General features: G+C 62.9%; 21 protein-coding genes. 11 read left to right on the top strand and 10 right to left on the bottom strand.

Going from position 1 to position 25007, the window contains the following annotated elements; translation table 11 throughout:
- Positions 1-84 precede the first annotated feature (84 nt).
- Together NKI05_RS25465 and NKI05_RS25460 are read left to right on the top strand one after the other, a co-directional pair.
- On the top strand, positions 85-1161 hold the full coding sequence (locus NKI05_RS25465; RefSeq protein WP_352793427.1) for an extracellular solute-binding protein: 1077 nt from the start codon (positions 85-87) through the stop codon (positions 1159-1161).
- Positions 1158-2453, top strand: coding sequence for a flavin monoamine oxidase family protein (locus NKI05_RS25460; RefSeq protein WP_023816429.1), 1296 nt, complete (start codon positions 1158-1160; stop codon positions 2451-2453). The genes NKI05_RS25465 and NKI05_RS25460 overlap by 4 nt, the downstream gene beginning before the upstream one ends.
- A 40-nt stretch (positions 2454-2493) precedes the next feature.
- On the opposite strand, the gene NKI05_RS25455 is transcribed toward NKI05_RS25460, so the two are convergent.
- The 3 genes from NKI05_RS25455 to NKI05_RS25445 form a co-directional block, all read right to left on the bottom strand.
- On the bottom strand, positions 2494-3567 hold the full coding sequence (locus NKI05_RS25455) for an ABC transporter ATP-binding protein (protein ID WP_023690124.1): 1074 nt from the start codon (positions 3565-3567) through the stop codon (positions 2494-2496).
- A 91-nt stretch (positions 3568-3658) separates the two neighbouring features.
- Entirely contained in the window at positions 3659-4483 is an 825-nt protein-coding gene (locus tag NKI05_RS25450; RefSeq protein ID WP_023670071.1) for an ABC transporter permease, read from the bottom strand.
- Complete coding sequence (locus NKI05_RS25445) at positions 4480-5397, bottom strand: ABC transporter permease (protein WP_023816431.1); 918 nt, start codon at positions 5395-5397, stop codon at positions 4480-4482. The genes NKI05_RS25450 and NKI05_RS25445 overlap by 4 nt, the downstream gene beginning before the upstream one ends.
- Positions 5398-5689: 292 nt before the next feature.
- Here NKI05_RS25445 and NKI05_RS25440 point away from each other — a divergent pair, with 292 nt between their 5' ends.
- Complete coding sequence (locus NKI05_RS25440; RefSeq protein WP_023670068.1) at positions 5690-7102, top strand: aminotransferase; 1413 nt, start codon at positions 5690-5692, stop codon at positions 7100-7102.
- 15 nt (positions 7103-7117) lie between these two features.
- On the opposite strand, the gene NKI05_RS25435 is transcribed toward NKI05_RS25440, so the two are convergent.
- Positions 7118-8320: an aromatic ring-hydroxylating oxygenase subunit alpha gene (locus tag NKI05_RS25435; protein ID WP_023696407.1), complete on the bottom strand. Its 1203-nt coding sequence runs from the start codon at positions 8318-8320 to the stop codon at positions 7118-7120.
- Between the two features lie 503 nt (positions 8321-8823).
- Here NKI05_RS25435 and NKI05_RS25430 point away from each other — a divergent pair.
- Positions 8824-9204 carry a hypothetical protein gene (locus NKI05_RS25430; RefSeq protein WP_023670066.1) on the top strand — a complete coding sequence of 127 codons (381 nt, stop codon included), beginning with the start codon at positions 8824-8826 and terminating at the stop codon, positions 9202-9204.
- Between the two features lie 235 nt (positions 9205-9439).
- On the opposite strand, the gene NKI05_RS25425 is transcribed toward NKI05_RS25430, so the two are convergent.
- Together NKI05_RS25425 and NKI05_RS25420 are read right to left on the bottom strand one after the other, a co-directional pair.
- Positions 9440-11530 carry a hybrid sensor histidine kinase/response regulator gene (locus NKI05_RS25425; protein WP_023670065.1) on the bottom strand — a complete coding sequence of 697 codons (2091 nt, stop codon included), beginning with the start codon at positions 11528-11530 and terminating at the stop codon, positions 9440-9442.
- A gap of 222 nt (positions 11531-11752) precedes the next feature.
- The gene (locus tag NKI05_RS25420) at positions 11753-12481 is read right to left on the bottom strand and encodes a response regulator (protein ID WP_023670064.1); all 729 of its coding nucleotides are present in this window, start codon (positions 12479-12481) and stop codon (positions 11753-11755) included.
- Positions 12482-12575: 94 nt separating this feature from the next.
- Here NKI05_RS25420 and NKI05_RS25415 point away from each other — a divergent pair, with 94 nt between their 5' ends.
- On the top strand, positions 12576-13280 hold the full coding sequence (locus NKI05_RS25415; RefSeq protein WP_023670063.1) for a response regulator transcription factor: 705 nt from the start codon (positions 12576-12578) through the stop codon (positions 13278-13280).
- 71 nt (positions 13281-13351) lie between these two features.
- On the opposite strand, the gene NKI05_RS25410 is transcribed toward NKI05_RS25415, so the two are convergent.
- A complete protein-coding gene (locus NKI05_RS25410; protein ID WP_023670062.1) occupies positions 13352-13522 on the bottom strand; it encodes a hypothetical protein in 171 nt (56 codons plus the stop codon).
- Between the two features lie 33 nt (positions 13523-13555).
- On the bottom strand, positions 13556-13888 hold the full coding sequence (locus NKI05_RS25405; RefSeq protein WP_023670061.1) for a hypothetical protein: 333 nt from the start codon (positions 13886-13888) through the stop codon (positions 13556-13558).
- A 331-nt stretch (positions 13889-14219) separates the two neighbouring features.
- On the opposite strand from NKI05_RS25405, the gene NKI05_RS25400 reads away from it, so the two are divergent.
- The gene (locus NKI05_RS25400) at positions 14220-14681 is read left to right on the top strand and encodes a L,D-transpeptidase (protein WP_023683946.1); all 462 of its coding nucleotides are present in this window, start codon (positions 14220-14222) and stop codon (positions 14679-14681) included.
- Between the two features lie 164 nt (positions 14682-14845).
- On the opposite strand, the gene NKI05_RS25395 is transcribed toward NKI05_RS25400, so the two are convergent.
- On the bottom strand, positions 14846-17929 hold the full coding sequence (locus NKI05_RS25395) for an efflux RND transporter permease subunit (RefSeq protein ID WP_023696405.1): 3084 nt from the start codon (positions 17927-17929) through the stop codon (positions 14846-14848).
- Positions 17926-19230, bottom strand: coding sequence for an efflux RND transporter periplasmic adaptor subunit (locus NKI05_RS25390; RefSeq protein ID WP_023708598.1), 1305 nt, complete (start codon positions 19228-19230; stop codon positions 17926-17928). The genes NKI05_RS25395 and NKI05_RS25390 overlap by 4 nt, the downstream gene beginning before the upstream one ends.
- Before the next feature lie 149 nt (positions 19231-19379).
- Here NKI05_RS25390 and NKI05_RS25385 point away from each other — a divergent pair, with 149 nt between their 5' ends.
- The 5 genes from NKI05_RS25385 (at position 19380) to NKI05_RS25365 (ending at position 24624) form a co-directional block, all read left to right on the top strand.
- Positions 19380-19916 (top strand): TetR/AcrR family transcriptional regulator, encoded by a 537-nt coding sequence (locus NKI05_RS25385; protein WP_023670057.1) that lies wholly within the window; start codon positions 19380-19382, stop codon positions 19914-19916.
- Positions 19917-20264: 348 nt separating this feature from the next.
- Positions 20265-21053, top strand: a complete 789-nt coding sequence (locus NKI05_RS25380; protein ID WP_023670056.1) for a 3-hydroxybutyrate dehydrogenase — start codon at positions 20265-20267, stop codon at positions 21051-21053.
- A 140-nt stretch (positions 21054-21193) separates the two neighbouring features.
- On the top strand, positions 21194-22012 hold the full coding sequence (locus NKI05_RS25375; protein ID WP_023748367.1) for a chromate resistance protein ChrB domain-containing protein: 819 nt from the start codon (positions 21194-21196) through the stop codon (positions 22010-22012).
- Positions 22009-23400: a chromate efflux transporter gene (chrA, locus tag NKI05_RS25370; protein WP_023751679.1), complete on the top strand. Its 1392-nt coding sequence runs from the start codon at positions 22009-22011 to the stop codon at positions 23398-23400. The genes NKI05_RS25375 and chrA overlap by 4 nt, the downstream gene beginning before the upstream one ends.
- 237 nt (positions 23401-23637) lie before the next feature.
- A complete protein-coding gene (locus NKI05_RS25365) occupies positions 23638-24624 on the top strand; it encodes a methyltransferase (protein ID WP_023751680.1) in 987 nt (328 codons plus the stop codon).
- The last annotated feature ends 383 nt before the right edge of the window (positions 24625-25007 follow it).

The raw sequence follows: 25007 nt of genomic DNA, 5'->3' as shown, positions 1-25007 counted from the left end.
AGTGCGCGGGCAGACGGTCTCGCCAAGGCCGCTGAAATTCCGTAACGTCGCCCGGCCGCTTTTCGCGATGAGGAGTTTCGCGCCATGAATTCCATGCTTCGCCGCCTCGTCCTTGCCGCTGCTCTTACAGTCGGCGCCGGCGCCGTGCTTGCTTATGCCGAAGGCGGCGGCGACCTCGTCGTGTTCGACTGGTCAGGCTATGAAGATCCGTTGCTGCACCCCGACTACACCGCCAAATACGGCGCCGAGCCGACCTTTGCTTTCTTCGGCGACGAGGAGGAAGCGTTCCAGAAGATGCGCGCCGGCTTCAAGGCCGACATCGCCCACCCCTGCTCGCAAAGCGTGACCAAGTGGCGCGCGGCCGGCATTCTGCAACCGCTCGACACCTCCCGGATCGCCGGCTGGAAGGATCTCAATCCCGGCATCATGGCGATGAAGGATCTCGCCGTCACCGCCGACGGCAAGGCCTGGTTCATGCCGTTCGACTGGGGCAACACTTCGCTGCTCTACCGCACCGACAAGGTCACCGCGGAGGAAGCGCAGTCGCTGAAGATTTTCGCCGATCCCAAATTCAAGGGCCGCGTCACCATCGGCGACAATGTCGATGACGCCTATGCGCTGGCCAGCCTGGTCATCGGCCTCAAGGACTGGACCAAGATGACCGACGCGCAGTTCCAGGAGGCGTCCGCCTTCCTGCGTGACGTCCACAAGAACATCCGCTTTTACTGGACCGACGACACCGACCTCAACCAGGCCTTTACCGGCAATGAGGTCGACCTCGTCTGGGGCTGGAATGAGACCTTCGTGACGCTCAAGGGCCAAGGCATGCCGATCGCCATGAACCGCGACACCAGGGAAGGCATATCCACCTGGGTGTGCGGCTATGTGCTGATGAAGGATGCGCCGGGCAAGCTCGATCAGGCCTATGATTTCCTCAGTGCGGTCAACGCGCATGCCGTGTCCGATTACTTGGTCAAGACCTTCGGCTACGGCCACGGCAACAGCGCCGGGATGGCCGCGATCGACCATCAGGTGCTGAGCGACCGTGGCTTCGACAATCTCGACAAGTTCTTGGACAAGACGCTGTTCCAGCAGCCGGTGCCGCCTGAGCTCAAGCAGCGCATGGTCACGGAATTCGAGAAGATCAAGGCCGGCTATTGAGCGACAGGACTGAAAGAACCGATGTCGTCATCGTCGGCGCCGGTTTCACCGGCCTGTCGGCTGCGCTTGAGCTGAGGAAGGCCGGCATCGATGTCGTGCTGCTCGAAGCACGCGACCGCGTCGGCGGCAGGGTCGAGGCTATTCGCAACGGGCTTGGCGAGCGCATCGACAGCGGCGGCCAGTTTTTCTGCGAAGACATGCCGGAGGTGGCGGCGCTGGCCGCGTCCCGTGGCAAGGCCTTCGTCGAAACCTATGTGAATGGCGATTTCATCACCCATCCATCGCTGTCGGTCGAACAGGCCGAACGGACCTATCATGGCGCGATGGCAATCCGCGAGCGGATGAATGCGATCGAGCCGGACGATCCCTCGATCGCCGGCATGAGCGCTGCCGCCTGGCTCGAACGCCAGCATGATCCCACTGACGCCAAGACGGCTTTTCGCTCGATGATCGAAGGCCTGTGGTGCCTGGCGATGGACAAGGTGCCGCTGTGGTACCTCATCGACAATGACCGCCGCATCACCAACGAGGTGCCTGAGCTGCAATATTCGCTGCTCGAAACCATGCAGTCGCTGGCCGAGGATATGGCCGGAGATCTCGGCGACAGGGTTTGGCTGAACGAGCCGGTTACGCGCATCGAGCACGGCCCGCAAGGGGTTCGTGCCGTCTCGGCAGGCAGCTCCATCGAAGCGCGAAAAGTGCTGGTCGCGCTGCCGCCGGCGACGGCCGCGAAGCTGGATTTCGCGCCCGCTCTGCCGCCGGCTCTCGCAAAGGCGCTCGGCGTCTGGAAAAGCGGTGCGGTGATCAAGATCCTGGTGCGCTATCCCACGCCGTTCTGGCGCGAGCGCGACCTGTGCGGCATGGTGATGTGGCGCGACCTGCCGGGCCTGTTCGCCTGTGACGCCAGCAAGGATGCGCAACATGCCGCGCTGGTCGTCTTCGTCGGCGGACCACTGGCGTTGCGTTGGCGTCCGCTCGCGGACGCGGCGCTGCGTGCGGAGGTCACGGCGAGGCTCGTTGATGCCCTTGGCCCGGAGGCGGCCGGCATTATCGATTTCAGCCAGCGCGACTGGATCGATGACCGCTGGAGCGGCGGCGCCTACAGCGACCTAATTGTCGATGTGACGGCACGGGATGCCGAGCGCACGATCCGTGCCGGCGCTGCCCCGGTTCATTTAGCATCGTCGGAACTGTCGCCGTCATTCCCGGGCTATGTCGAAGGCGCCATCGTTATGGGGCGGATCGCAGCCAAACAGATCGCGACGGAACTTAAAATTCTTAGTGGAGCATGATCTTATTCCGAAAATCGGTTCCCACTTTTCGGGATCATGCTCAGTCCGCCATCGCCACCAGGGCCTCGGGATCGTAGCCGAGGCGGACCGACGTGCCGACGGGGATATCGTCGGCGCCGAAGTCGTTGGTCTCGGTGACCGACAGTGGCTTTTCCAATCCGGGTATCTCGACGATCAGGTGGGTGATCTCGCCAAAATAGTGGCGTTCGACCACCTTGCCGGCCACTTCGAATTTCGCCGTCGCATTGTCCCACAGCACGCGCAATCGCTCCGGCCTGATGCCCAGAGTGGCGCCGCCGCCATTGCGCATGAAGGCCTTCGGCTTGTCGGTCCTGACGCGGCCGAAGCCCAGCGTGTCGACGACCAGCGAGGCGGCATTCTCCTCTATGATCTGCGCTTTTACGAAATTCATGCCGCCGAGGAAATCGGCGACTTGGCGGTTGACCGGCCGCTGGTAGATTTCCTTGGGCGAGGCGACCTGGGCGATCTTGCCGCCGAACATTACGGCGATGCGGTCGGACATAGCGAGCGCCTCATACTGGTCATGGGTGACCAGCACGAAGGTGATGCCGACCGCCTGCTGCAGGCGGCGCAGTTCGACCTGCATCTGCTCGCGCAATTTCTTGTCGAGAGCCGACAGCGGCTCGTCGAGCAGCAGCACCTTGGGCCGCATCACCAAGGCGCGGGCGAGCGCCACGCGCTGGCGCTGGCCGCCGGAAAGCTCGGTGGCGAGGCGTTTGCCGAGGCCGGTGAGCGACACCTGCGCCAGCGCTTCCTCGACGCGGCGCTTTTCTTCCGTTCCTCCCAGCCTGAGCCGTTTCAGCCCATAGGCGACATTCTGCTCGACATTGAGATGCGGGAAGATGGCATAACTCTGGAATACCATGTTGGTCGGCCGGCGGTTGGCCGGGATGCCTTCCATCGACTGGCCGCCGACCGAGATCGAGCCGCTGGTCGGGTTGTCGAAACCGGCAATCATGCGCAGCAGCGTGGTCTTGCCGCAGCCGGAAGGGCCGAGCAGCGAAAAGAACTCGCCCTCCTTGATGGTCAGCGAGGCGTCGTCGAGCGCCTTGAACGCCCCATAGCTGCGGGTAACGCTGCGGATTTCGATCATTGCCCGGTCGGTTTGGGGTCGATCAGATTGGGCCCGCTCGGAATTATCTTGCTTGGATGGCTCATCCTGAGGCCGTTCGGCCCGGGACTGCTCAGGCATAGAGGCCTCCCTCGCTCTGGGTGCGTCTGGCCGCATGGCGGCGCAGGATCTCGGCAACGGTCATCAAAACGAAAGAGGCAACCAGCAGCAGCGTGCCCAGCGCCAACACACCCGGCAGCTTGGCGGCAAAGCGCAACTGGCCCCAGATATAGATCGGCAGCGTCGTCTCGGTGCCGGTCAGGAAGAAAGCGATGACGAACTCGTCGAGCGAGATGGTGAAGCAGACCAGGAGGCTGGAAATGATCGCCGGCGCCACCATCGGTAGCGTCACCCGCCGGAAGGTGCCGAAGGCACTCTCGCCGAGATCGGCGGAGGCTTCTTCGAGGCTGCGGTCAAAGCCCTCGAAACCGGCGGTCAGCACCGTCATCGAATAGGGAATGCAGATCAGGACATGGCCGAGCACGACGGTGAACAGCGACAGGCTCAGGCCTAACTGCAGCATGACCAGCAGCATGGAGATGGCGAGGATGATTTCCGGCAGCACCAGCGGCGCCATGATCAGGCCATTGATTGTGCGGCGGCCGGGATAGCGGTAGCGGGTGATCGAGCGGGCGGCGAGGATGCCGAGCAGCGTCGCCAGCACCGATGCCGAGATACCGACGATCAGGCTGTTCCAGGCGGCGTCAAGCAGCGCCGGCGTCTTCGGCAGGTCTTGGTACCATTTCAGCGTATAGCCGGTGAGAGGAAATTTTGGCGTCGGCGCGGTGTTGATCGAGAAGATCGGCAGGAAGATCACCGGCAGATAGAGAAAGACGACGTAGAGGAAGGCGTAGGCGGACAGCCAGCCGCCGGGAAAAAGGCGCCGCCTCGCCGTCATCGCGCCAGCCTCTGCAGCGCGCGGATGATGAGCACGGTGGCGCCCGCCATCAGCGTCACGACCAGCATGGTGGTCACGGACAATGCCGCGCCGAGTGGCCAGTTGGAGGCCTTATGGAACTGCGACTCGATGGCATTGGCGATCATCACGCCATCCTTGCCGCCGACCAGCTTTGGGGTGACGTAGTCGCCGACGGTGGGGATCATGACGATGAGAGCGGCCGAGATGACGCCCGGCGCCGACAGCGGCAGCGTCACGCGCAGGAAGGAGCGCAGCGGGCCGTCGCCAAGATCGGTGGCAGCCTCGACCAAGGTGCGGTCGACCTTCTCGAGCGAAACGAAGATCGGCAGGATGGCGAAGGCCGCCCAGGCGTGTGTGAGCGTGATGATGACGGCGCTGGAATTGTAGAGTAGCGCGGTCGATGGTTCGTCGATGATGCCGAGGCCCATCAGGCCGGAATTCAGCACGCCATTATAGCCGAGGATGACTTTCCATGACATCACGCGCAGGAGATAGCTGGTCCAGAACGGGATGGTAATCAGGAACAGCCACAGGCTCTTGTGGCGACCGCCATGGAACGAGATGAAATAGGCGATCGGATAGGCGAGGATGACGGTGAAAAAGCTCACCGTCAGGGAAATGTAGAGCGAGCGCCACAGAAGATCGCGGTAGATCGGCTCGGTCAGCGCGATGCGATAGTTCTCCAGCGTGAATGTGTGGTCGATGGTGAGGTAGTTCTGCGTCCAGAAGGAGTGGGCGAAGACCACCAGGATCGGCACCAGCAGCAGGATCAAAGCGTAGACCAAGGTCGGGCTGATCAGGGCAAGGCCCTGGACGGATTCGGACTGCAGAAGGGCGTTTCGCCTTGCTCGCGTCATGCGTCGCGTGGGCACCCCTTCGGCAGCTACCGTCATTGCAGCGACCCGGGCGTGATCTCGGTTGCTGGCTCGAACTGTTCCGCCATGATGCTCCCATTGACCGGGCCGGCTGCCTGTTCCCAATTTTTGCGGAGCGCGCTTTGCTGGTTGCGCTCCAAGCTTGCCGGCTTTCTTTCATCATGAGCGCATCCGTGCATTGAAATCAAGCGCTATTTCTGCAATATTGATTGAACGGACATTCAAAATGAAGTGAAGAAAGCCGGCTTTCCTGCCCTTGGCGCTTCGCTTTCTGTCCGGTGAAATTACGCTCAGACGATGCGAGGCAATGATGGCGGCTGCAAGAGACCTAAGAGCGATGGAAATGGCTGACGGTGGCGATGCGGTCGAGCTGGCCAAGCGCCATCTCATCCAGCCCTGGCCTTATGCCGGCTCGGTCGGCAATGAAGCGCGTGCGCTGATTGGCGAGGGCGATGGCATCTACATCACCGATGTAACAGGCAAGCGACTGATCGACGGGCCGGCCGGCATGTGGTGCATCAATGTCGGCCACCGCCGCGAGGAGCTGGCCAGGGTGATGTACGACCAGGCGATGATGCTGTCCTACAACACGCCCTGGTATACGATGAATGCGCCGTCGGCCGAGCTCGCCAAGCGCCTCGCCGATCATGCGCCGGGCGATCTCAGCCATACCTTCTTCACCACCGGCGGATCGTCGGCTGTCGAGACGGCGCTGCGCTTCATGCAGTTCTACAACAATGTGCGCGGGCGGCCGGAAAAGAAGCTGATCCTCAGCCGCGGCGGCGCCTATCACGGCTCGACCTATCTGTCGGCCTCGCTCAACGGCCGGCCGCGCGACCGCGACTGGATGGACGGCGCCGACGATCTGGTCGTCAAACTGTCCTCGCCAGACCCGTTCCGGCGGCCGAAAGGCATTGACATCGCCGCCTTCTGCGATTTCCTGGTCGATCAGTTTCGCGATACGGTCGCCCGCGTCGGCGCAGAGAAGATCGGTGCTTTCGTCGGCGAACCGGTGCAGGCATCCGGCGGCGTCGTCGTGCCGCCGGATGGCTATCTCAAGCGCATTCGCGAAATCTGCAGGGACAACGATATCCTCTATATCTCCGATGAGGTGGTGACCGGCTTCGGGCGGCTCGGCCATGTCTTTGCCTCCGGCGATGGCTTCGGCATCGACCCCGACATGATCACCTTCGCCAAGGGCGTTACATCAGGCTATTTCCCGCTTGGCGGCGTCATCATCTCGGAGCGGCTGCTTCAGGAAATGCGCCGTTCCAACCATCCCGATGCGATGTTCGGCCATGGCCTGACCTATACCAGTCATCCCATCGGCTGCGCGGTGGCGCTGAAGAACCTCGATATCCTGGAAGACAGCGTGCTGGCCCACACGCGCGATGTCGCGCCCTATTTCCAGGCGCAGTTGAAGACGCTGGAGGAACTGCCGCTGGTTGGCGAAGTCCGCGGCATGGGCCTGATGGGCTGCGTCGAGTGCGTAGCCGACCGCGAAAGCAAGGATCCGCTGCAGCTCGACAAGGATGTCGGCAAGCGCATCGACGCGCATTGCCACGAACTCGGCCTCCTGGTCCGGCCGCTGATCAACATGTGCGTGATGTCGCCGCCGCTGATCATCACGCGAGAGCAGATCGACGACATGGTGGCGATCCTGCGCGAAGGCATTTCGCGGACCATGGATGATCTGCGCAAAGAGGGCGTGTGGCAGGGGTGACTGGCAGTTCCGCCCCTACACCTGCGAGCGCATAGCCTCATTGAGGTTCCACATGTCCTTCTCCTCCGGCGCCGTCTCCAGGCCCAGCACCGGGATCTGCTTGCGCAGATGGTCGTGGTGGGTGCGCACACCGTATTCGAGGTCGGAGAGATAAAAACCCTCGAAGGCCTCCGAGATCATGGACTCGTTTGACCAGACGGAAAGCTGCACGTCCTCGTTCATGGTATCGCGGTCGATGCGGTAGGCGAGATAGCGGGCGGCCGCCTGTTCCCGGGTCTCGTCGGGGTAGCGGTAGATGGCGCCGCGCAGCAGCGTCTCGCCGGTCGACAGCGGGAACTCCTGATAGAACTGCACCGATTCCGGCATGATCGACAGCGCGTTGTTGGGGAAGATGCCGTAATAGATCCAGGCCCTGCGCAGATGCTCCGGCAGGTGTGAGGCATCGGGCGTGAGCTTGATGTATTCGCGCACGCTCCAGCGCCGGCCGGCATGCGGATTGTAGGTGGCAAACGAGCGCGACACGCCGTTGATGAACGGCTCGTCGAAATAGGTCGAGCCGTAGAGATCCTGCAGCGCCGGATGCGCCATGGCGACGTGGTAGCCTTCATTGTCGACGTCGCGCACCGACTTCCAGTTGACCGGCGTTTTCTGTGTCCAGATGCCCCAGGACGGCACCATCTCGGCCACGTTGTAGTGTGCCATCTCGGCCTCGATCGGCTTCAACAGTTCGGCCACCGAAGGCTGCGGGCCGCCCTTGCGAAAGCGGACAAAGATGAAGCCCATCCATATCTCAAGGTCGAGCGGCATCAGGCCGAATTCGGTCTTGTCGAGCTCGGGGAAGGAGCGCGGCCGGGCGGCGCCGCGCAGCGTGCCGTCGAGATTGTAGACCCAGCCATGGAACGGGCAGACCAGCGCGTTCTTGCAGGTGCCCTGGCTGTCGGCGACGACGCGGCTGCCGCGATGCCGGCACATGTTGTTGAAGGCGCGCACGACGCCGTCCTTGCCGCGCACGATGAGCGCCCGCTCGCCGACCACGTCCATAGTCAGATAGTCGCCGGCATTCGGCACGTCGCAGACATGGCCGGCGATCTGCCAATGGTTGCGGAAGACGTATTCCTTCTCAAGTTCGAGAAGCGCGTCGGAGTGATAACTCCAGCCCGGCAGACCCCGCCGGTCCCAATCATTGGGGATCGCCACGTCACGGAGATGCGGGTTCATAAAAAAGCTCTTCTTTTATTGAATACTCATTCAATAAAACCATATTTTACATTGAAATGCAATGGCTTGTAGAAATCACAACTTTTCAAGTCGGCACAACAGGACCAGCTGAAAGCCAGAAAATCCCGGAATATCCGGGCGTTAACCGGGGGCGTGAAATAGCTGTCCGGCATGCGGATTTGGCCGTGCCGAGCTTGCAAACACGGCCCGCTCCGAGACGAAAATACCTGGCGTCCGCAAATTCGATCCGCAGTGTGAGCTTGTTCATAGTGCGGCCGACAGGAAGCGGGCTTGGTGCGTTCGCGGCCCGCCTGTCGTCAACATTTGATTGCCCGGATGAAACAGCTTCGCAAACGCATCTTGCCGTCGGCACATGACCGGATCTGTCCGGATATGCCCGAATTTCTTGTTTCAAACCTGTTACGCGGGCAAGCCAAGCGCATCATTCGCCCGTTACCAGGCGCGCTTAGGTTCGTTTCATAAGAAAACGAAGGGGAGCAGCAATGCATACGAAAGTCGAGATCACTAGCAACGAACGACGCGCCAAACTGGCACTGCGTCAGCGCGCCAGCGACCATCCGGTTGCGATGTTCTCCATGCTGGGCGCCTGCGCTCTGGCCGTCATGTTCCTGACACCGGCTTCCGGTCCGGCTTTTGCTTCGCTCAACCCGCCGGCCAATGTTGTCCAGGGCGCGCCGACCACCATCAAGACCGCCCGGCTGCCGGAGCCGGAAATCGATTTTGCCTGCCAGGGTCAGGCCTGGGGCGCCGAGAGCGCGGAGTGCCTGCGCGTCATCGCCGCCCAGTCCGGCGTGCACAAGGCGCGTTCCGTCCGCATGATCGCCAACGCAGCGCCGCTGACCACGACACCCAACGTTTTCTGAACCTCCCGAGCGCTTCCTCCCGCGCTCGTTCTTGGCTCCCGCCGCTTCCCTCGGTCGGGAGCCTCTTTTTTAGGGCCTATCGATATTCGGGTGAGGCCGGCCTGCGCATGGAGGTTCCCTGCGCTTCCGGTGCTCGCGTACTTCAAGTACGCTCCGCTCCGGTTCTCGGGAACCACCATTCTCGACTCGGCCTGACCCGAATCTCGATAGACCCTACATGGGTGCTTCCGAAAACTTAGCCGGCGGCGGCGACCTGGTCGGCTATTGCCGAGAGTACGCCGCGGACGTCCAGCGTCGAGAACGGCTTTTCCAGGATTTGCGGGCGCTGCGGCGCCGGCAAGGCTTCGATCTCGGCCTTGGCGCCGATCAGGTCGCCGGTGACCAGCACGAAGCGTTTGGCCAGCGCCAGGTTGTCGGCGAGCAATTCGCGGTAGATGGCAATGCCGCTGGTGCCGGGCATGCGCAAGTCGGAAAAGACGATGTCTGGCGGCATGTGGCCGGTCAAGGTCGCCGCCGCCGACGTCCAGGCCGGCACGACCCGCGACTTGATACCCATCAGTTCCAGGATGTCGGAGAGGGAGCCGGCGACGTCGGGTTCGTCGTCGATGATCAGCGCATGGCGCAAGCCGCTGGAACGAGCCGGGCTGTCGCCGGCTGCTGCCGCGCCGCCGGTGATTACCGGCAGCTGGACGACGAAGCGCGCGCCACGCGGCAGCACCTCCTCGAACCAGATATTGCCGTTGTGGCGCTCGACGATCGATTTCGAGATCGACAGGCCGATGCCGGTGCCGACGCCGACCGGCTTGGTGGTGAAATAGGATTCGAAGATGCGGCTGCGGATCGCCTCGGGAATGCCCGGTCCGTTGTCCTCGACCGAAAACCCGGGGTTGCCGCGATCGCTGCGGAATGTCCGCACCTTGATCAGGCGGTCGCCGCCGATACCGGCCAGAGCGTGTTGGCTGTTGATCAGGAAATTGGCGGCCACCTGCGTGACGTGGTCGGCATCGGCCATCGCCAGCAGCGGGCCGGGCGCGAAATCGGTGTCGATGATGATGCCGCTCGAGCGTGCGCCATAGGCGGTTACTTCGAGTGCGGCGCGGATCACCTGGTTGAGATCGGTCTCGGCCTGCGCCGCCGGATGCAGGCGCACCATCGACAGGAAGCTTTTGACGATGCGGCCGCAGCGCTCGGCAGCGGCGCGCACTTTCTCGGCGCGAACCTTGGTCTGCGGGTCGGTGGCGAATTCATGCAGCAGCGTCGACTGCGCAACGACCACGGCGAGCGGGTTGTTGAGCTCGTGCGAAACACCGGCCAGCAGTGAACCCATCGCCGCCATCTTCTCGTTCTGGTGCAGTTTTTCGCGCTGGCGGTTGATCTCTTCTTCGGCGCGCAGCTTATCGCGCAGATCGCGGATCGAACCGAAGATGAGCTGACGGTCAGCCACCCGCATCTCGGTCGCCGTCAATTCGATGGGAAACACCTCGCCGGCCGCATTCTGTGTCACGGTCTCAAGCCGTTGGCCAACCATCGGCGCGCCGCGGCCAGACATGTATTCGGCGCCCGAGACATAGCCCTTGCGGTAATATTCCGGCACCACGGTATCGAGCAGGTCCTTGCCGAGGATGTCGCTGCGCTGATAGCCGAACATCTTTTCGGCGGCCGGATTGAATTCGATGATCGAGCCGGTCTCGTCGATGACGATGATGGCGTCGAGCGACGCCTGCAGCATGGTGCGGCGGATGACTTCGCTGGCATGGGCGTCGGACGGCGAGTGCTCGATGGCGTCGCCGATGGCGAGCGCGATGATGTGCATCGTCGCCTCTTCCTCTTCGGTCCATTCGCGCTCGTTTAGGCAGTCATTGACCGCGAACGTGCCCCACAGATGACCGTGCGCGAACACCGATACCGACAGGAACGACTTGATGTGCTGCTTTTCGAAATCGGCCCTGAGGAACCCGTCGAGATCGCGCGTATGGCCGGCGAAGATCTTGCCTTGCCGCTCGTCCTCTCCAATCCGCTCCAGCAGCGGATCGGTATCGACGATCGACTGCATGATCACCGTCGGCGAAGCCAGTTCGCCGCCGAAGCGAGGATCGATCCAGTAGGCGGCGACCGATTGGGCGAAGCCCTGGCCGGGCAATTCGCGCAGCCTGAACAGGATGCCGCGCTGGCAATTCATGGCGCTGCAGAGCGTTTCGAGGATGGTTTCCATCTCGCGCTGCCAGTCGCCGGCATCGCGCAACCGGCGGACGACGCGCACAGCCGCCATCGCGGCGCTCTGGCGAGCGCCTTGCGGGTCCATACGTGGTGCTGGTTCAGCGGTCATGTCAGCCATCAGTAAAGGGCCGTCGAATTAGGCAGCTATGGAGCATTTCACGAAAAAGGTGAAACGCTCCATGTTTCAATGCAATCCCGAACGGAAATCGCTACGCACTGTTCCTGGAATTGCTAGAGCGTTTCACCGTTTCACGGAAACGGAGAAGCCTCTATCTCTTTGTTTTTACGCAATTCCGGGCGGAAAACCGCGTACACTTTTCCTGTAATTGCTCTAGTGCCCGTCACCGGTCGGCAGCGAGAAGATATAGCCTTCGCCGCGCACTGTGCGCAAAAATTTCGGATTGGCCGGATCGGTTTCGATCTTCTTGCGCAGCCGCATGATGCGAATGTCGACGGCGCGCGACGATTCAGGATCCTCAACAAAACCAATCGCCTCGGAGATCGCCGATCGCGTCAACAGCCGGTTGGCGCGGGTCAGGAAAACCTCCAGCACATCGAACTCGCTCTTGGCCATGTCGATGACGGCGCCGTTGGCGCCGGTGACAAGCCTGCCGTCGAGGTCGGCCTGGAACGGGCCGAAGGTCAGGCGGCGGCCGCCATCGGCTTGTGTCTTCGCCGCCTGGGGCGGGCTCGGCTGCGGAACGCGGCGCAGCACGCTGCGCACACGAGCCAGCACCTCACGCAACTCGTAGGGCTTGACGATGTAGTCGTCGGCGCCAAGCTCCAGCCCGACAATGCGGTCGAGTGCGGTGCCGGCAGCCGTGGCATAGATGATGCCGACCGGTATTTTCGAGCGCAGCCAGCGGCCGAGCGACAGTCCGTCCTCGCCCGGCATGGCGATGTCGAGAATGGCCAAATGAAACGATTCCGTCTCCAGCAAGGCGCGCGCCTCGGCCGCGCTTCCGGCCTGGGTCACATCGTAGCCGTTGGCGCCGAGATACTCGGCGACCGCGTCCCGGAGATCGGGCTCGTCCTCGACGATGACAATCCGTGCCCGCACTATGGCCTCGCTCCCGCTTTCAGCGGAAAGTAGATTGGGTATAAACATGATGTCCAGCACTCATATCCGGTTGCGGGGGAACGGGAAGAAAAACATGGCTGCACGATCCGTCATCGCGCTGGTTTCCGTCGCCGATGTGGTGGCCGGCGATCTTGCCGATCATCTCGACCGGCGCGGCCATGACGTGCGCGAGGCGCGGCAGCCCTGGGAAGCTGAATCCCTGCTTTCGGCCGGAGGCATCGATATCGTCATCGTCGGCGACAGCCTCAGCCAGGCGGAAGGGCGGGACCTGCTCAGGCGTTATGGCGGCGGCCAGAGCGCGGACGGGAAGGCGGGGCCGGATTTCATCCTGATCTGCCGGCCGGCCGATCTGGTCGACAAGGTGCTGGCGCTCGAGCTTGGCGCCGCAGATGTCGTCGAAAGTCCGCTCAATGTCAGGGAGCTTGCCGCGCGCATCGGCGGCCTGCTGACGCGGCGCGGCAGGTCCGCCCAGGAACTGATCGTGCTGGAAAATGCCACCGTCGATTTGCGGTCGGCCATCGTCATGCACCGTTCGGGTACGGAAGAACAGCTGTCGCCGGGCCAGGTGGCGCTGCTCAGGCTGTTTCTGGCCAGCCCGCGCAAGGTGCTGACGCGCGACGACATCATTGCGGCGGCGCCCGCCGAAAATGCCGATGCCTTCGACCGCTCGATCGATTCGCGCATCGTGCGGCTGCGCCGCAAGCTCGACACCGAAACCATCACAACTATACGCGGCGCAGGCTACCGGTTCGACCCGCCGACGCAGCGCGCCGACTGAGGGTCGGGAGGCTGGATTGTTCCTCGGCTCGCCCAAAAAAGCTGCGCAATCTCGGGCGCCATGCATAGGCGTCAGCGCACCACCAGAAGCGATGGTCCCGACGGCAATTCGCTGGCGACTACGATTTCGCTGGCGGCATGCGCGCGGTCCTTCAGGAGAACCGTGGCGAGACCGGCAAAGCCGAGCAGGCCTTGTGCATAGAGCAGTACCGAAAGCACGGAGGCTGCAGATTTCGTCTTCATCGGTTGTCCCCAAAAATCAGAACCGCGGGTGCTTCAGGATAAACCCGAAGTGCCCGCGTCGCCCACGGAGCCCCCCGTTGCGACGCGGGCCTTCGGTCCTCTCGGCAGCAAGTTGCCGGAGGGGCCGCGCATCCACTTCAACCCGAGGCCGACCCGCCAGAGGGCCCTGAGACGGTTGATGCGCAGACTGGAGACAATCCAGACCAAGGCTATGAACAGCGCGGCATGCAGCGTCGAAATCTCACCCGAATTCATCACCGCCAGTTTCGTCATCGGGGTGCCGGCTACTGTGCCGATGCCGCCGACGACAAATGCGGCGATGCTTATCCTGAAGAGCCAGGACAGGGTGGTCGATTTGATGCTCATTTTCGTTGGCGCCGGCTGTTCTCGTTGGGATGACTGTGCCGCGAGCCTGTAACCAGATCATGCCGCCCAGGCCGCGCTTTGTTGCAAGTCGGTTTCGAGCGAAGCCAATCTTCTTTCATATAAGGACATCAGCACTTTCGTTTGGGGGCGCGGTGCGTGATCGGGAGTGCGCAGCGAAGGCGGAGCACGCTTCCCTTGTCCACCTTGCTTGTTAACCAGAGGAAACAGATTCGAAACACAAACGAGCCTCAGCGAAGTCAGTCTGAAACATGGCGCGGGGATAAGGCGGCCACCGAATTGACGCCGGCAGGACCGGCAAAGAGGAGCCATCATGTACAAAGCCATTTCCGCCAAACTCATCAACGTCACCGCCGCAGCCGGCGGCGCCGCGCTTCTGCTTGGCACCGCCAACAGCACCGCCCATGCCGCGGCAAACCAGATCGTGGCGCGTGTTTCGCTGTCGCAGCAGACCATGGAAGTGCTGGTCGATGGCCGGCCGACTTTCGCCTGGAAGGTCTCGACCGGCGACAGTGCGCATGTCACGCCGACCGGCTCGTTCAAGCCGACCCGCATGCACGAGATGTGGCATTCGAAGAAATACGACAACGCGCCGATGCCGCATTCGGTCTTCTTCAGCGGCGGCTACGCCGTGCATGCGACCAACGCCATCAAGCGGCTGGGACGGCCGGCGTCGCATGGCTGCGTGCGGCTGCATCCCGACAATGCCGCCGACTTCTACCAGTTGGTCGAAACCTTCGGCCCGACCAACACCAGCATCGTCATCGTCAAGTAGCAGACTGCGTTTGGAGCGATGGTGCAGCGCAGCCGGCCAGGTCATGCCGCACCGCAAGTTCCCGCCTGAAGCTCCATCAGAGCTTCGCGGTAAATCAATCCAGTCAAAAAAGAGGCCGGAAATTTCCGGCCTCTTTTCGTTTGTTCGCTAACGCCGTTCGCAGCTCAGTCCGCGTGCACCGGCATCAGCTTCGGGTCTGGCTTTTCGGCGTGGTGCGGCAGGTCCTTGCTGGCGATGAAGGTGTAGAACATCGGCACCACGAACAGGGTGAACATGGTTCCGACCAGGATGCCGGTGAAGATCACGAGGCCCATCGAATAGCGCGCCGCCGCACCAGCACCACTGGACACGATCAGCGGCACGACGCCGAGCGCCATCGCCGCTGTCGTCATCAGGATCGGCCGCAAGCGCACCTTGGCCGAGGCGACGATCGCATCGCGCCGCCTCATGCCATGCAGCTCGCGCTGCTGGTTGGCGAACTCGACCAGAAGAATGCCATGCTTGGTGATCAGACCTATCAGTGTGATCAGGCCGACCTGCGTGTAGATATTGAGCGTTCCAAGCCCCAGATTGAGCGGCACGATGGCGCCAAAGATCGACAGTGGCACCGCCATCATGATGATCAGCGGGTCGCGGAAGCTTTCGAACTGCGCCGCCAGCACCAGATAGATGACGATTACGGCGGCTGCGAACGCGATAAGGATCGTGTTGCCCTGCTCCTTCTCCTGCCGGGACTGGCCGGAATAATCGATGAAGAAGGTATCGGGCAGGCTCTCCTTGGCAAGGTTCTCCAGGGTCTGCAGCCCGTCGCCCGTGGTGACGCCGGGAAGCGGCAGCGCTGATATCGTCGCCGAGTTCAGCTGGTTGAACTGCTCGATCGCGGCCGGCGCGGCGTTGGTCGAAATCTTCACTACCGCTGAAAGCGGCACCATTTCGCCGGTCACGCTACGCACGAAATATTCGCCGAGCTTCTCGGGATTGTCGCGGAATTCCTTCGGCACCTGCGGGATGATGTCGTAGCTGTTGGAGTCGCGGTCGAACTGAGCCACTTCGGCGCCGCCGACCAGCAGCGTCAGCGTCTGGCCGATGTCGGCGATCGGCAGGTTGAGAGCCGCCGCGCGGTCGCGGTCGATGGTCACCGTCACCTGCGGAGCGTCAAAGGACATCGAGTTTTGCACGACGATGAAGCGGCCGGAGGCCTGCGCCTTGTTCTTAATCTGCTCGGCCGCCTCGTAGACCTCGGCGGAACCACCGGTCGAGCGCACCACCATGGAGATCGGCAGGCCGCCGCCGGAGCCCGGCAGCGTCGGCGGCGCGAAGACGAAGGCCTCGACGCCGGCCACCTTGCCGAGGCGTCCCTGGATATCGGCTTGAAGCTCCTTTGAGTTGCGCTGGCGCTCGGCCCAATCCTTGAAGGCGAAGCCGACAAAGGCGCCGTTGGTGGCGCCGCCAAAGGCAACGGCAGAGAATTGCGCCCTGGTTTCGGGAATGTCCTTCACCAGGCCGAGGATCTGGTTGACGTAGGTCTCGGTGTAGTCCGAGGTCGCGTAGCGCGGTGCCGTCACGATCGACAACAGGAAGCCCTGGTCCTCTTCCGGCGCCAGTTCGCTCGAGGTCTTGGTGAACATGAAGCCGGTGAGCGCAACCAGCGCCACGACCATCAGCAGTGTCACCGGTCGATTTCTCAAGGAGGCGGTGACCGCCCGCTCATAGACATGCTCGACACGGCTGAAGGTTCCGTCGACGACGCGCTGGAAGCGACTGTGCGATCCCGCCTTGAGCAGACGCGCCGCCATCATCGGCGTGATGGTGACGGCTATGAGGCCGGACAGCACCACCGAACCGGCGAGCGTCACCGCGAACTCGCGGAACAGCGCGCCGGTCAGGCCGCCGGTGAAGGCCAGCGGCGCGAACACGGCGGCGAGCGTGATGGTCATGGCCACGATGGCGGAGAAAATCTCGCGCATGCCGTTGAAGGCCGCCTGCATCGGCGACATGTGGTCCTCCTCCATGTGACGATGAATGTTCTCCACCACCACGATAGCGTCGTCGACGACAAGGCCGATGGCCAGCACCATGGCCAGCAGCGACAGAAGGTTGATCGAATAGCCGACCGCAAACAAAAGAAAGCAGACGCCGACCAGCGACAGCGGGATGGTCACGATCGGCATCATCACCGAGCGGAATGAGCCGAGGAACAACAGGATGACCACGACGACGATGGCGACGGCTTCGGCGATGGTCTTGAACACTTCATCGATCGAGGCGCTGATCTGTTCGGTGGAATCGTAGACGATTTCGATGGTCATGCCTTTCGGCAGCGTCTCTTGAATCAAAGGCACGATCTTGTGGATCGCCTCCGCCGTTGTCAGCGGGTTGGCGGCCGGCGTCGGGAAGATGGCGAGGAAGGTGCCGGGCTTGCCATTGAAGCTCACCCTCGTGTCGGTGCTCTCGGCGGCAAGCTCGACTCGCGCCACGTCGCGCAAGCGCACCACCTGGCCGTCCGTCGAGCGCAGCGGAAGCTCGGCAAAGGCCTCAGGCGTCTGCAGCGTCGAGCGAACCGTGATCGAGGAGACGACATATTCGTTCTCGGTGTTGCCGGGCGCCGACAGGAAGTTGGAGTTGTTGATCGCCGCCAGCACTTCGGCGGCGGTGACGCCACGCGCAGCAAGCTTGACCGGGTCGATCCAGACCCGCATCGAATATTCCTCGGCGCCGAAGATCTGCACGTCGGCGACACCTTCGACCGTCGACATGCGGGGCCGCACGACGCGCTCGATATATTCGGTGAGCTGCTCCTTGCTCATGTTCGGATTCTGCATCGAGATGTACATCATCGCGAACTCTTGGCCGGTGCCCTTGACGATGACCGGGTCCTTGGATGCATCCGGCAAGGTGCCGCGTACGCCCTGCACCTTCGACAGGACCTCGGTGAGCGCGACATCCGGATTGGAGCCGAGCTTCATCTGGACGACCACAGTGCTCGAAGACGGCCGGCTGGACGAGGTGACGTAGTCGATGTTCTCGGTCGAGGCGACGGCCCGCGCGATCGGGGCGGAGATAAAGCCCTGGATCAGGTCGGCGCTGGCGCCGGGATAGGCGGTGGTGATGGTGATCGCCGTCTCGTCAACCTTGGGATACTGCCGGATCGACAGGTTGAAGATGCCCTGGAAACCCAGGAGCAGGATCATGCAGGCGAGGACGGTGGAGAGGACCGGCCGGCGAATGAAGATGTCGGAAAAGTTCATTGCTGAGCCTGCTGGTTAGCCGACTTGCTGGGGTCAATGGTGTTGTCGACAGCGACGGACATGCCGTTGAAGAGACGGTTCTGACCGGCGGTGACGACCTCGTCACCGGTCTTGATGCCCTCGATGATCTCGACCATGCCGTCGTTGCGGCGGCCGGGCTTCACGAACACCTGCGACAGCACGAGCGCCGGCTTTTCCGGTTCTGCCGCGGGCTTCGCGGGGTCGACAGCCGGCTTGTCCGCGGGCTTCGCCGCGGCGTCTTCGGCAGCCGGTTTCGCGTCTGCCGGCTTTGCATCTGCCGCCGGCTTTGCTGCGTCGGCCCCCGCGGCAGGCTTTTCCTCGGGTTTCGCGGCTGGGGCGCCTTCCGCCGGCTTCGCCGGAACGACGACGAAGACGAAGTCGCCATAGAGGCTCGACGTCAATGCCGTCTGCGGCAAGGACAGAATGTTTTTCTCCTGCGGCAGCTCGACGCGAACCTGGACGAACTGGCCGGGCGTCAGCTTGCCGTCAGGGTTGGCGACCTCGCCGCGGACGGACACCAGGCGGCTTGAAGCGTCGATCTTGGGATCGATGCCGCGAATGGAGCCGGCAAACGGCATGTCGGCGCCGCCGCCGGTGCCGCCGAGGCCGAGCCGCACCGCCTGGCCTATCTTGAGCAGCGGCAGCTGCTGTTCGGGTACCGAGAAATCGACCCGCATGGTGTCCAGATCCTGCAAGGTCACCACTGCGTTGCCGGGCGAGAGATATTGGCCGAGGTCGATCTTGGGGATGCCCACGGTGCCGGCGAACGGCGCCGTCAGCTGCTTCTGATCGAGCACGGCCTGCAGCTTGTTGACCTGCGCGGCGGAGGCCGATGCAGCGGCTTGAGCGGTGTCGAGCGTGGCATCCGTTCCGACGCCGCGCCGCTGCAGCTCCAGCGCGCGTTCGAGCGCCGTCTTGTCGGACACGGACTGCGCCTTGGCCGCGACCAGATCCGCGCGTTCGACGGCATCGTCGAGCTGCAGCAGGACCGAATCGACCGGCACCTTCTGGTTGGCATGGAAAAGGATGTCCTTGACGATGCCGCTGGTCTCGACGGTAAGGTCGACACCGCGCACGGCGCGTACCGTGCCGATCGCCTCGACGCCCGGCGTCCAGTCGGAAGGCTTGACGACAACCGTCGATACGGTCGTCGCCGGCGGCTTCATGGTGGCGAAATACTGTTTGATAGCGTTGTCGCGGAACAGGTTGAAGCCGACAACGCCGACGCACACCAGAGCGAGCAGAAGCAGAATTGCGGTGATAGAGATGAAGCGCTTCACGAACTGTCCCCTCGGCCGGTGTCCGGCAAAATAGCCGAATAGCGGGACACTTATCGACGCCAGGTCCCGATTACAAATGACGGCGAACTTACTGTACCGTCTGGACGGTCTTGTCAATTCCGCCTAGGCTGGTGCGGGGGAAGGGATCGATGAAGACCCAAAGGGCAAATTCGCGCGACAAGATACTCGCCGCCGCCGCCGATGTCGCACGCGAGACCGGTCCCGGCAGCCTGTCGCTTGACGCCGTCGCCAGCCGCGCCGGCGTGTCGAAAGGCGGCCTGTTATATAACTTTCCGACCAAGGCCAAACTGATGCAGGGCCTGGTGGAGAATTACCTGCGCGCGTTCGAACTGGCGCTGGAATCGGGCCGTGTCGCCGGCGCCAGCGGCGAGAGCCTGCTCGCCACCTATATCCGGCTCTCGGCGGATGATTGTGAGGAGCCGAAGCCGACGGCTTCGTGGATATTCTCGGCGATCGCCGAGGATCCGGATTTCCTGACGCCGATAAAAGCCTTCAAGTCACAGCTGCTGCAGCGGCTGAAGAGCGAGACGCCGGACCTCAAGACGCTGCTGGTCTGCTTTCTGGCCATCGAAGGGCTGCGCAGCATGAACCTCTTCGATTCCGACGTGCTGTCCGCCGACGAACGCCACTTGCTGGTATCGGCCCTACTGGAGATTGCGGGATAGCTTAGGGCGTCGCGGTCGAAGAAGCGATACGGGCCGGGCGGAAAGGACGGTTAGTGAGCGGCATGGCATAGGCACGCATCACGACATCGGCGATTTCAAGCTACAGCCCCCCTGATTCGTTGGATCGATGCTTCAGGAATGACTGCGCGAATGCGCGGCCGACTATGTTGCGCCGCACCATAACACTGCCGTGCCAGCCTTGACGTGTCAGCCTTGAGACGGCGCTCGGCGAGGCCGGCAAAGCGCGTTTTAGGGCTGTGATGGCGCCGGCATATGGTTATGGCATTGTCATGTTGCGGCGCACAAACTATGTGCCTTTGTAGTCCTCCTAACAGTCGCGAGATCTCCATGGGTTCCCTTTCTTCGAAGAATGCGCTCGTCACCGGATCGACCAGCGGCATTGGCCTGGCCATTGCCCGCGCCCTTGCCGCCGAGGGCTCCAACGTCACGATCAACGGCCTTGGCGAAGCCGCGGCGATCGAACAGGAGCGCGCCGGCATCGAGAAGGATTTCGGCGTCCAGTGCCGCTACTCCGGCGCCAACATGATGGACGGCGCAGCGGTGACCGCCATGGTGCGCGAAGCCGAGCAGGCCTTAGGCAGCCTCGACATTCTGGTCAACAATGCCGGGATACAGCATGTCGCGCCAATCGAGGAGTTTCCCGACGACAAGTGGGAAGCCATCATCCGCATCAATCTGCTTGCCGCCTTTTACGCGATCAAGGCCGTGGTGCCCGGCATGAAGGCGCGCAAATGGGGCCGCATCATCAACACCGCGTCGGCGCATGCACTGGTCGCCTCGCCGTTCAAGTCGGCTTACGTCTCGGCCAAGCACGGCATAGCGGGTCTGACCAAGACGGTAGCGCTGGAAGTCGCGCAGGACGGCATCACCGTCAACGCCATCGCGCCCGGCTATGTCTGGACGTCACTGGTCGAAAGGCAGATCCCCGACACGATGAAGGCGCGCGGCATGACCGAGGAACAGGTCAAGCGCGACGTGCTCCTGGCGGCACAGCCGACGAAGCAATTCGTCACCGTGGAGGAGCTCGCCGCGCTGACGCTGTTTCTGTGCTCGGACTCGGCCAGGCAGATTACCGGCACGACTTTGCCGATGGATGGCGGCTGGACGGCGCAGTAGGCGCGGTCCCCCGGCGCCGCTCTTTCCTTGACAAAGACGAAGGATCAATCCAGCATTGTGGCAAGGGGTTCCTTCGCGACGACCCCGTGAGGCGTCAGCCCAATGATCGCGTCCAAACTCTCACTCTGGAGGTGGACGCCATGCCGTCAACAACCGCAATCACCGTAGCGCAGCTTTCCCGCCTTGTCGGTCTGTCCGACGCGCCTGTTCTTGTCGATGTCCGCATCGACGAAGACTACGACGCCGATCCGCGCCTGCTTCCGGCCTCGTGCCGGCGCGACTTCAAGTCTGTTTCGAGCTGGGCTGCCGAATTAACGGGGGCTCATGCTGTCGTCATCTGCCAGAAGGGGCTGAAGCTTTCGCAAGGCGTTGCCGCATGGCTGCGCCATGAGGGCATTGCTGCCGAATCCCTTGAAGGCGGCTTCGAGGCGTGGCAGGCGGCCAAGGGACTTCTGGTCAAGGCCGACAAGATACCGCCCCGCGACGACAAGGGCCGCACGGTCTGGGTGACGCGTGCCCGCCCCAAGGTCGACCGCATCGCCTGTCCCTGGCTGATCCGCCGCTTCGTCGATCCCTCGGCGGTGTTCCTGTTTGTCGAGCCGTCTGAAGTGCTGGCGGCCGCCGATCGGTTTGGGGCGGTTGCCTTCGACATCGACGACGTGTTCTGGAGCCATCGCGGCGAGCGCTGCACCTTCGACACGATGATCGAAGAGTTCGGGTTGCGGTCCGAAGCGCTCGATCGCCTTGCGCTGATCGTGCGTGCAGCCGATACGGCGCGCCTCGATCTCGTACCGCAGGCGGCCGGGTTCCTCGCTGCATCGCTCGGGCTGTCGCGCATGTTCCGCGACGATCTCGAACAGCTTGATGCCGGCATGCTGCTCTACGATGCGTTCTTCAGATGGTGCCGCGATGCCACTGACGAAACCCACAATTGGCCCAGCGCGGGCAAAGCGCCATGAGCGCCCTTGCCGCGGACGACGATGCACAGGCTACCGAGGCTCCGATCGTCCCGACCTTCCGCCAAGCCGCGAAACTGTGGGCAAGGATCGGCCTGCTCTCCTTCGGCGGGCCGGCCGGACAGATCGCGCTGATGCACAAGGAATTGGTCGAGGATCGCCGCTGGATCGGCGAGCAGCGGTTCCTGCATGCGCTCAACTACTGCATGCTTCTGCCAGGCCCCGAGGCACAGCAACTCGCCATCTATATCGGCTGGCTGCTGCACCGGACCGCCGGCGGCCTCGTTGCCGGCATCCTGTTCGTGCTGCCCGGTGCGTTTGTCATGCTGGGCCTCAGCATCTTCTACGTGCTTTACAATGATGCGCCCGTCATCGAGGCGCTGTTTTTCGGCATCAAGGCGGCGGTGCTGGCCGTCGTCGTGGAGGCGGTCCTCCGCATCGGGAAACGGGCGCTCAAGAACCGGGTGATGATGGCGATCGCGGTGGCCGCGTTCCTTGCCATTTATGTCATCAGGCTGCCGTTTCCGCTGATCATCCTGGTTGCAGGGCTGACCGGCTGGATCGGCAACCGCCTGGCACCGGCGCGTTTTTCCGGAGCCGCACGCGGCAAGGACAATTTGCCCGATGTCAGGGGCGCCGTCGACGTCATGTTCGAACGCGGCGAACTCGCTCACACCAAGCCGACGAAATGGCACGCGCCGCGCACCATCGCGATCTGGGTGCCGATCTGGCTCGGGCCGGTCGTACTGATCCTGGCGCTGACCGGCCCTGCCAGTGTTTGGGCACAGCTTGGCGGCTTCTTCAGCCTGATGGCGGTGGTCACATTCGGCGGCGCCTACGCCGCACTCTCCTATGTCGCGCAGGCAGCGGTGACGTCGTTCGGCTGGCTGGCGCCGGGTGAAATGGTCGATGGGCTTGGCCTGGCCGAGACGACGCCGGGACCATTGATCCTGGTGCTGCAATTCGTCGGCTTCGTCGCCGCCTACCGGCACGCCGGTGCGATGGGACCGCTTGTCGCCGGATCGCTCGGCGCATTGCTGACGCTCTGGGTGACGTTCGTGCCGTGCTTCTTCTGGATCTTTCTCGGTGCCCCCTACATCGAAGCGCTGCGCGGCAACAAGGCACTGTCGGCGGCGCTGAGTGCGATCACGGCGGCTGTCGTCGGCGTGGTGATGAACCTTGCGCTGTGGTTCGCACTGCATGTCGTCTTCGGCGCGGTGCACCGCGTTGGCCTGGGCATGGAGGTGCCGGTGCTGTCGTCGCTGGATTGGCGTGCCGCGCTACTGGCGGCAGCCGCTATGGTCGCCATGCTGAAACTGAGGATCGGCATGCTGCCGACATTGGCCGGCTCGGCGCTGGCCGGACTGGCGCTGCTGGCCTTGCCTGCGTAGCGTCCGAAGGCGCGACCAGCCATTATCACAGCCGGATTTTTGAGGTATGCCGGGCCGGCGCACAACGGTCGCGGGCGCTGGTAGGATCAGCGCTGGCCCCGGAGATACGCTTTACGTCGAACCCGATACCGCCAAGCTGAACCTGCTCGACGCGGAGAGCGGCGCGCTGGCGAACTGATTTGACGAGGTTGGCCGATCTGTTCAAAGTCGATCCTGGATCGCACAACGGGATATGACATGGTGGATTCCGATCGGATCGACAAGCTGATCGCAGGGGTGCCCCCCGCCTTGGCGCTTCGTGCCGGGCTGGACCTTGGCATCTTCACCCGGCTCGGCGGCGATGCTGCGACTGCCGACAGCCTTGGGGCAGCGCTCAAAGTCGAGCCCGCTCGTCTGTCGCGGCTCCTCTACGCGCTCGCCAGCATCGGTCTCCTCGACGTCAAGGATGGTCAGTTTCGCAACGGAGCCGAAGCGTCGAAGTTTCTCGACGCGTCCAAGCCGACCTATCGCGGCGGCGATCATGTGCTGCTGCGCGAACTCTGGGGAGCCGACCTTTTGACCGCAGAGTCGCTGCGGCAGAACCGGCCGGCCGCGCTGCATGACTTTTCTGAAGCGGGGCCAGAATCCGCAGCGGCCTTCAGCCGCATGCTCGCACCGGGAGGGGTGATTTTCGGCCGGAATCTGGCCCGTGAGCTGGACCTCTCGGCGGTCCGTTCGGTGATCGACATCGGCGGCGGCGCCGGGACCATTCTGGTCGGACTTCGCGAGCGATGGCCGCATATTGCGGCGACTTTGATGGAACTCCCGACGGTCGCAGCGGTCGCACCAGCGATCCTGTCGGAATACGGTGCCGGCGATGTGGTTGTCGAAGAAGGCGACATAACGGTCGCTCCATCGACCGGCCGGCATGACTTGGCAATCCTGAAGGCTGTCGTCCAGGTCCTGCCGCCGGACCAGGCGCGCAGTTCGATCCTGAACGCGGCGCGTTGCCTCACCCAAGGAGGCGAGATCGCAATTGCGGGGTGGGGTGTCGTCGATGACGACCGTCTCGGCCCGCCTGAGGGTGTCTTTCTCAATCTCACCTTCCTGAACCTTTACCGCGCAGGCGAATCGTACACGGAAGGTCAGTATCGCGGGTGGATGGCCGGGGCTGGGTTCCGGGATATCTCCAGGTCGCAGCTGACCGACGGCACCACGTTGTTTCGTGGGCGCCTCACGGACTGATCGTGGCTGGAGTGGTTGGTTTCGGGCGTGTGTGGCCCTCAGAGCCAGCCCCGGACGGATTGCACAAAGTTCCTGAGGCGGCGTGAGCCGATCTTTCCCCTTACCGGGCAGCGCGGTGTCCCCTGTCTTCTCGATAGCTTCTTCGCAGAGGGGGCATTTAAATGTCACTTGGTCGACAACAAAGTTCGGGATAGCGGCATATTTCGCATTCGTCGATTGGGGCGGAACCTCCGACAGGATGTTGCGCGGTCGCTGCAACTTGCGCCTAGACTAGCCCGTTCGACTACGTCGAATCGGAATGGAGTTTTTAGACATTCGTTTATCTATTCGTGGTTTCTAATACATATGGCATCCAACGCGTTCACCCGGATTTGGTTTGCTTT

Source organism: Mesorhizobium sp. M0771 (assembly GCF_040320155.1).
Lineage (GTDB): Bacteria > Pseudomonadota > Alphaproteobacteria > Rhizobiales > Rhizobiaceae > Mesorhizobium.
Note: the sequence above shows the minus strand (reverse complement) of the source record. Positions and strands in the feature narration are given on the sequence as shown.

Coding starts and splice junctions, on each gene's coding strand:
- NKI05_RS25465 (WP_352793427.1), top strand. CDS start 85: ATGAATTCCATGCTTCGCCGCCTCGTCCTTGCCGCTGCTCTTACAGTC.
- NKI05_RS25455 (WP_023690124.1), bottom strand. CDS start 3,567: ATGATCGAAATCCGCAGCGTTACCCGCAGCTATGGGGCGTTCAAGGCG.
- NKI05_RS25450 (WP_023670071.1), bottom strand. CDS start 4,483: ATGACGGCGAGGCGGCGCCTTTTTCCCGGCGGCTGGCTGTCCGCCTAC.
- NKI05_RS25445 (WP_023816431.1), bottom strand. CDS start 5,397: ATGACGGTAGCTGCCGAAGGGGTGCCCACGCGACGCATGACGCGAGCA.
- NKI05_RS25440 (WP_023670068.1), top strand. CDS start 5,690: ATGGCGGCTGCAAGAGACCTAAGAGCGATGGAAATGGCTGACGGTGGC.
- NKI05_RS25435 (WP_023696407.1), bottom strand. CDS start 8,320: ATGAACCCGCATCTCCGTGACGTGGCGATCCCCAATGATTGGGACCGG.
- NKI05_RS25430 (WP_023670066.1), top strand. CDS start 8,824: ATGCATACGAAAGTCGAGATCACTAGCAACGAACGACGCGCCAAACTG.
- NKI05_RS25425 (WP_023670065.1), bottom strand. CDS start 11,530: ATGACCGCTGAACCAGCACCACGTATGGACCCGCAAGGCGCTCGCCAG.
- NKI05_RS25415 (WP_023670063.1), top strand. CDS start 12,576: ATGGCTGCACGATCCGTCATCGCGCTGGTTTCCGTCGCCGATGTGGTG.
- NKI05_RS25410 (WP_023670062.1), bottom strand. CDS start 13,522: ATGAAGACGAAATCTGCAGCCTCCGTGCTTTCGGTACTGCTCTATGCA.
- NKI05_RS25405 (WP_023670061.1), bottom strand. CDS start 13,888: ATGAGCATCAAATCGACCACCCTGTCCTGGCTCTTCAGGATAAGCATC.
- NKI05_RS25400 (WP_023683946.1), top strand. CDS start 14,220: ATGTACAAAGCCATTTCCGCCAAACTCATCAACGTCACCGCCGCAGCC.
- NKI05_RS25395 (WP_023696405.1), bottom strand. CDS start 17,929: ATGAACTTTTCCGACATCTTCATTCGCCGGCCGGTCCTCTCCACCGTC.
- NKI05_RS25385 (WP_023670057.1), top strand. CDS start 19,380: ATGAAGACCCAAAGGGCAAATTCGCGCGACAAGATACTCGCCGCCGCC.
- NKI05_RS25380 (WP_023670056.1), top strand. CDS start 20,265: ATGGGTTCCCTTTCTTCGAAGAATGCGCTCGTCACCGGATCGACCAGC.
- NKI05_RS25375 (WP_023748367.1), top strand. CDS start 21,194: ATGCCGTCAACAACCGCAATCACCGTAGCGCAGCTTTCCCGCCTTGTC.
- chrA (WP_023751679.1), top strand. CDS start 22,009: ATGAGCGCCCTTGCCGCGGACGACGATGCACAGGCTACCGAGGCTCCG.
- NKI05_RS25365 (WP_023751680.1), top strand. CDS start 23,638: ATGGTGGATTCCGATCGGATCGACAAGCTGATCGCAGGGGTGCCCCCC.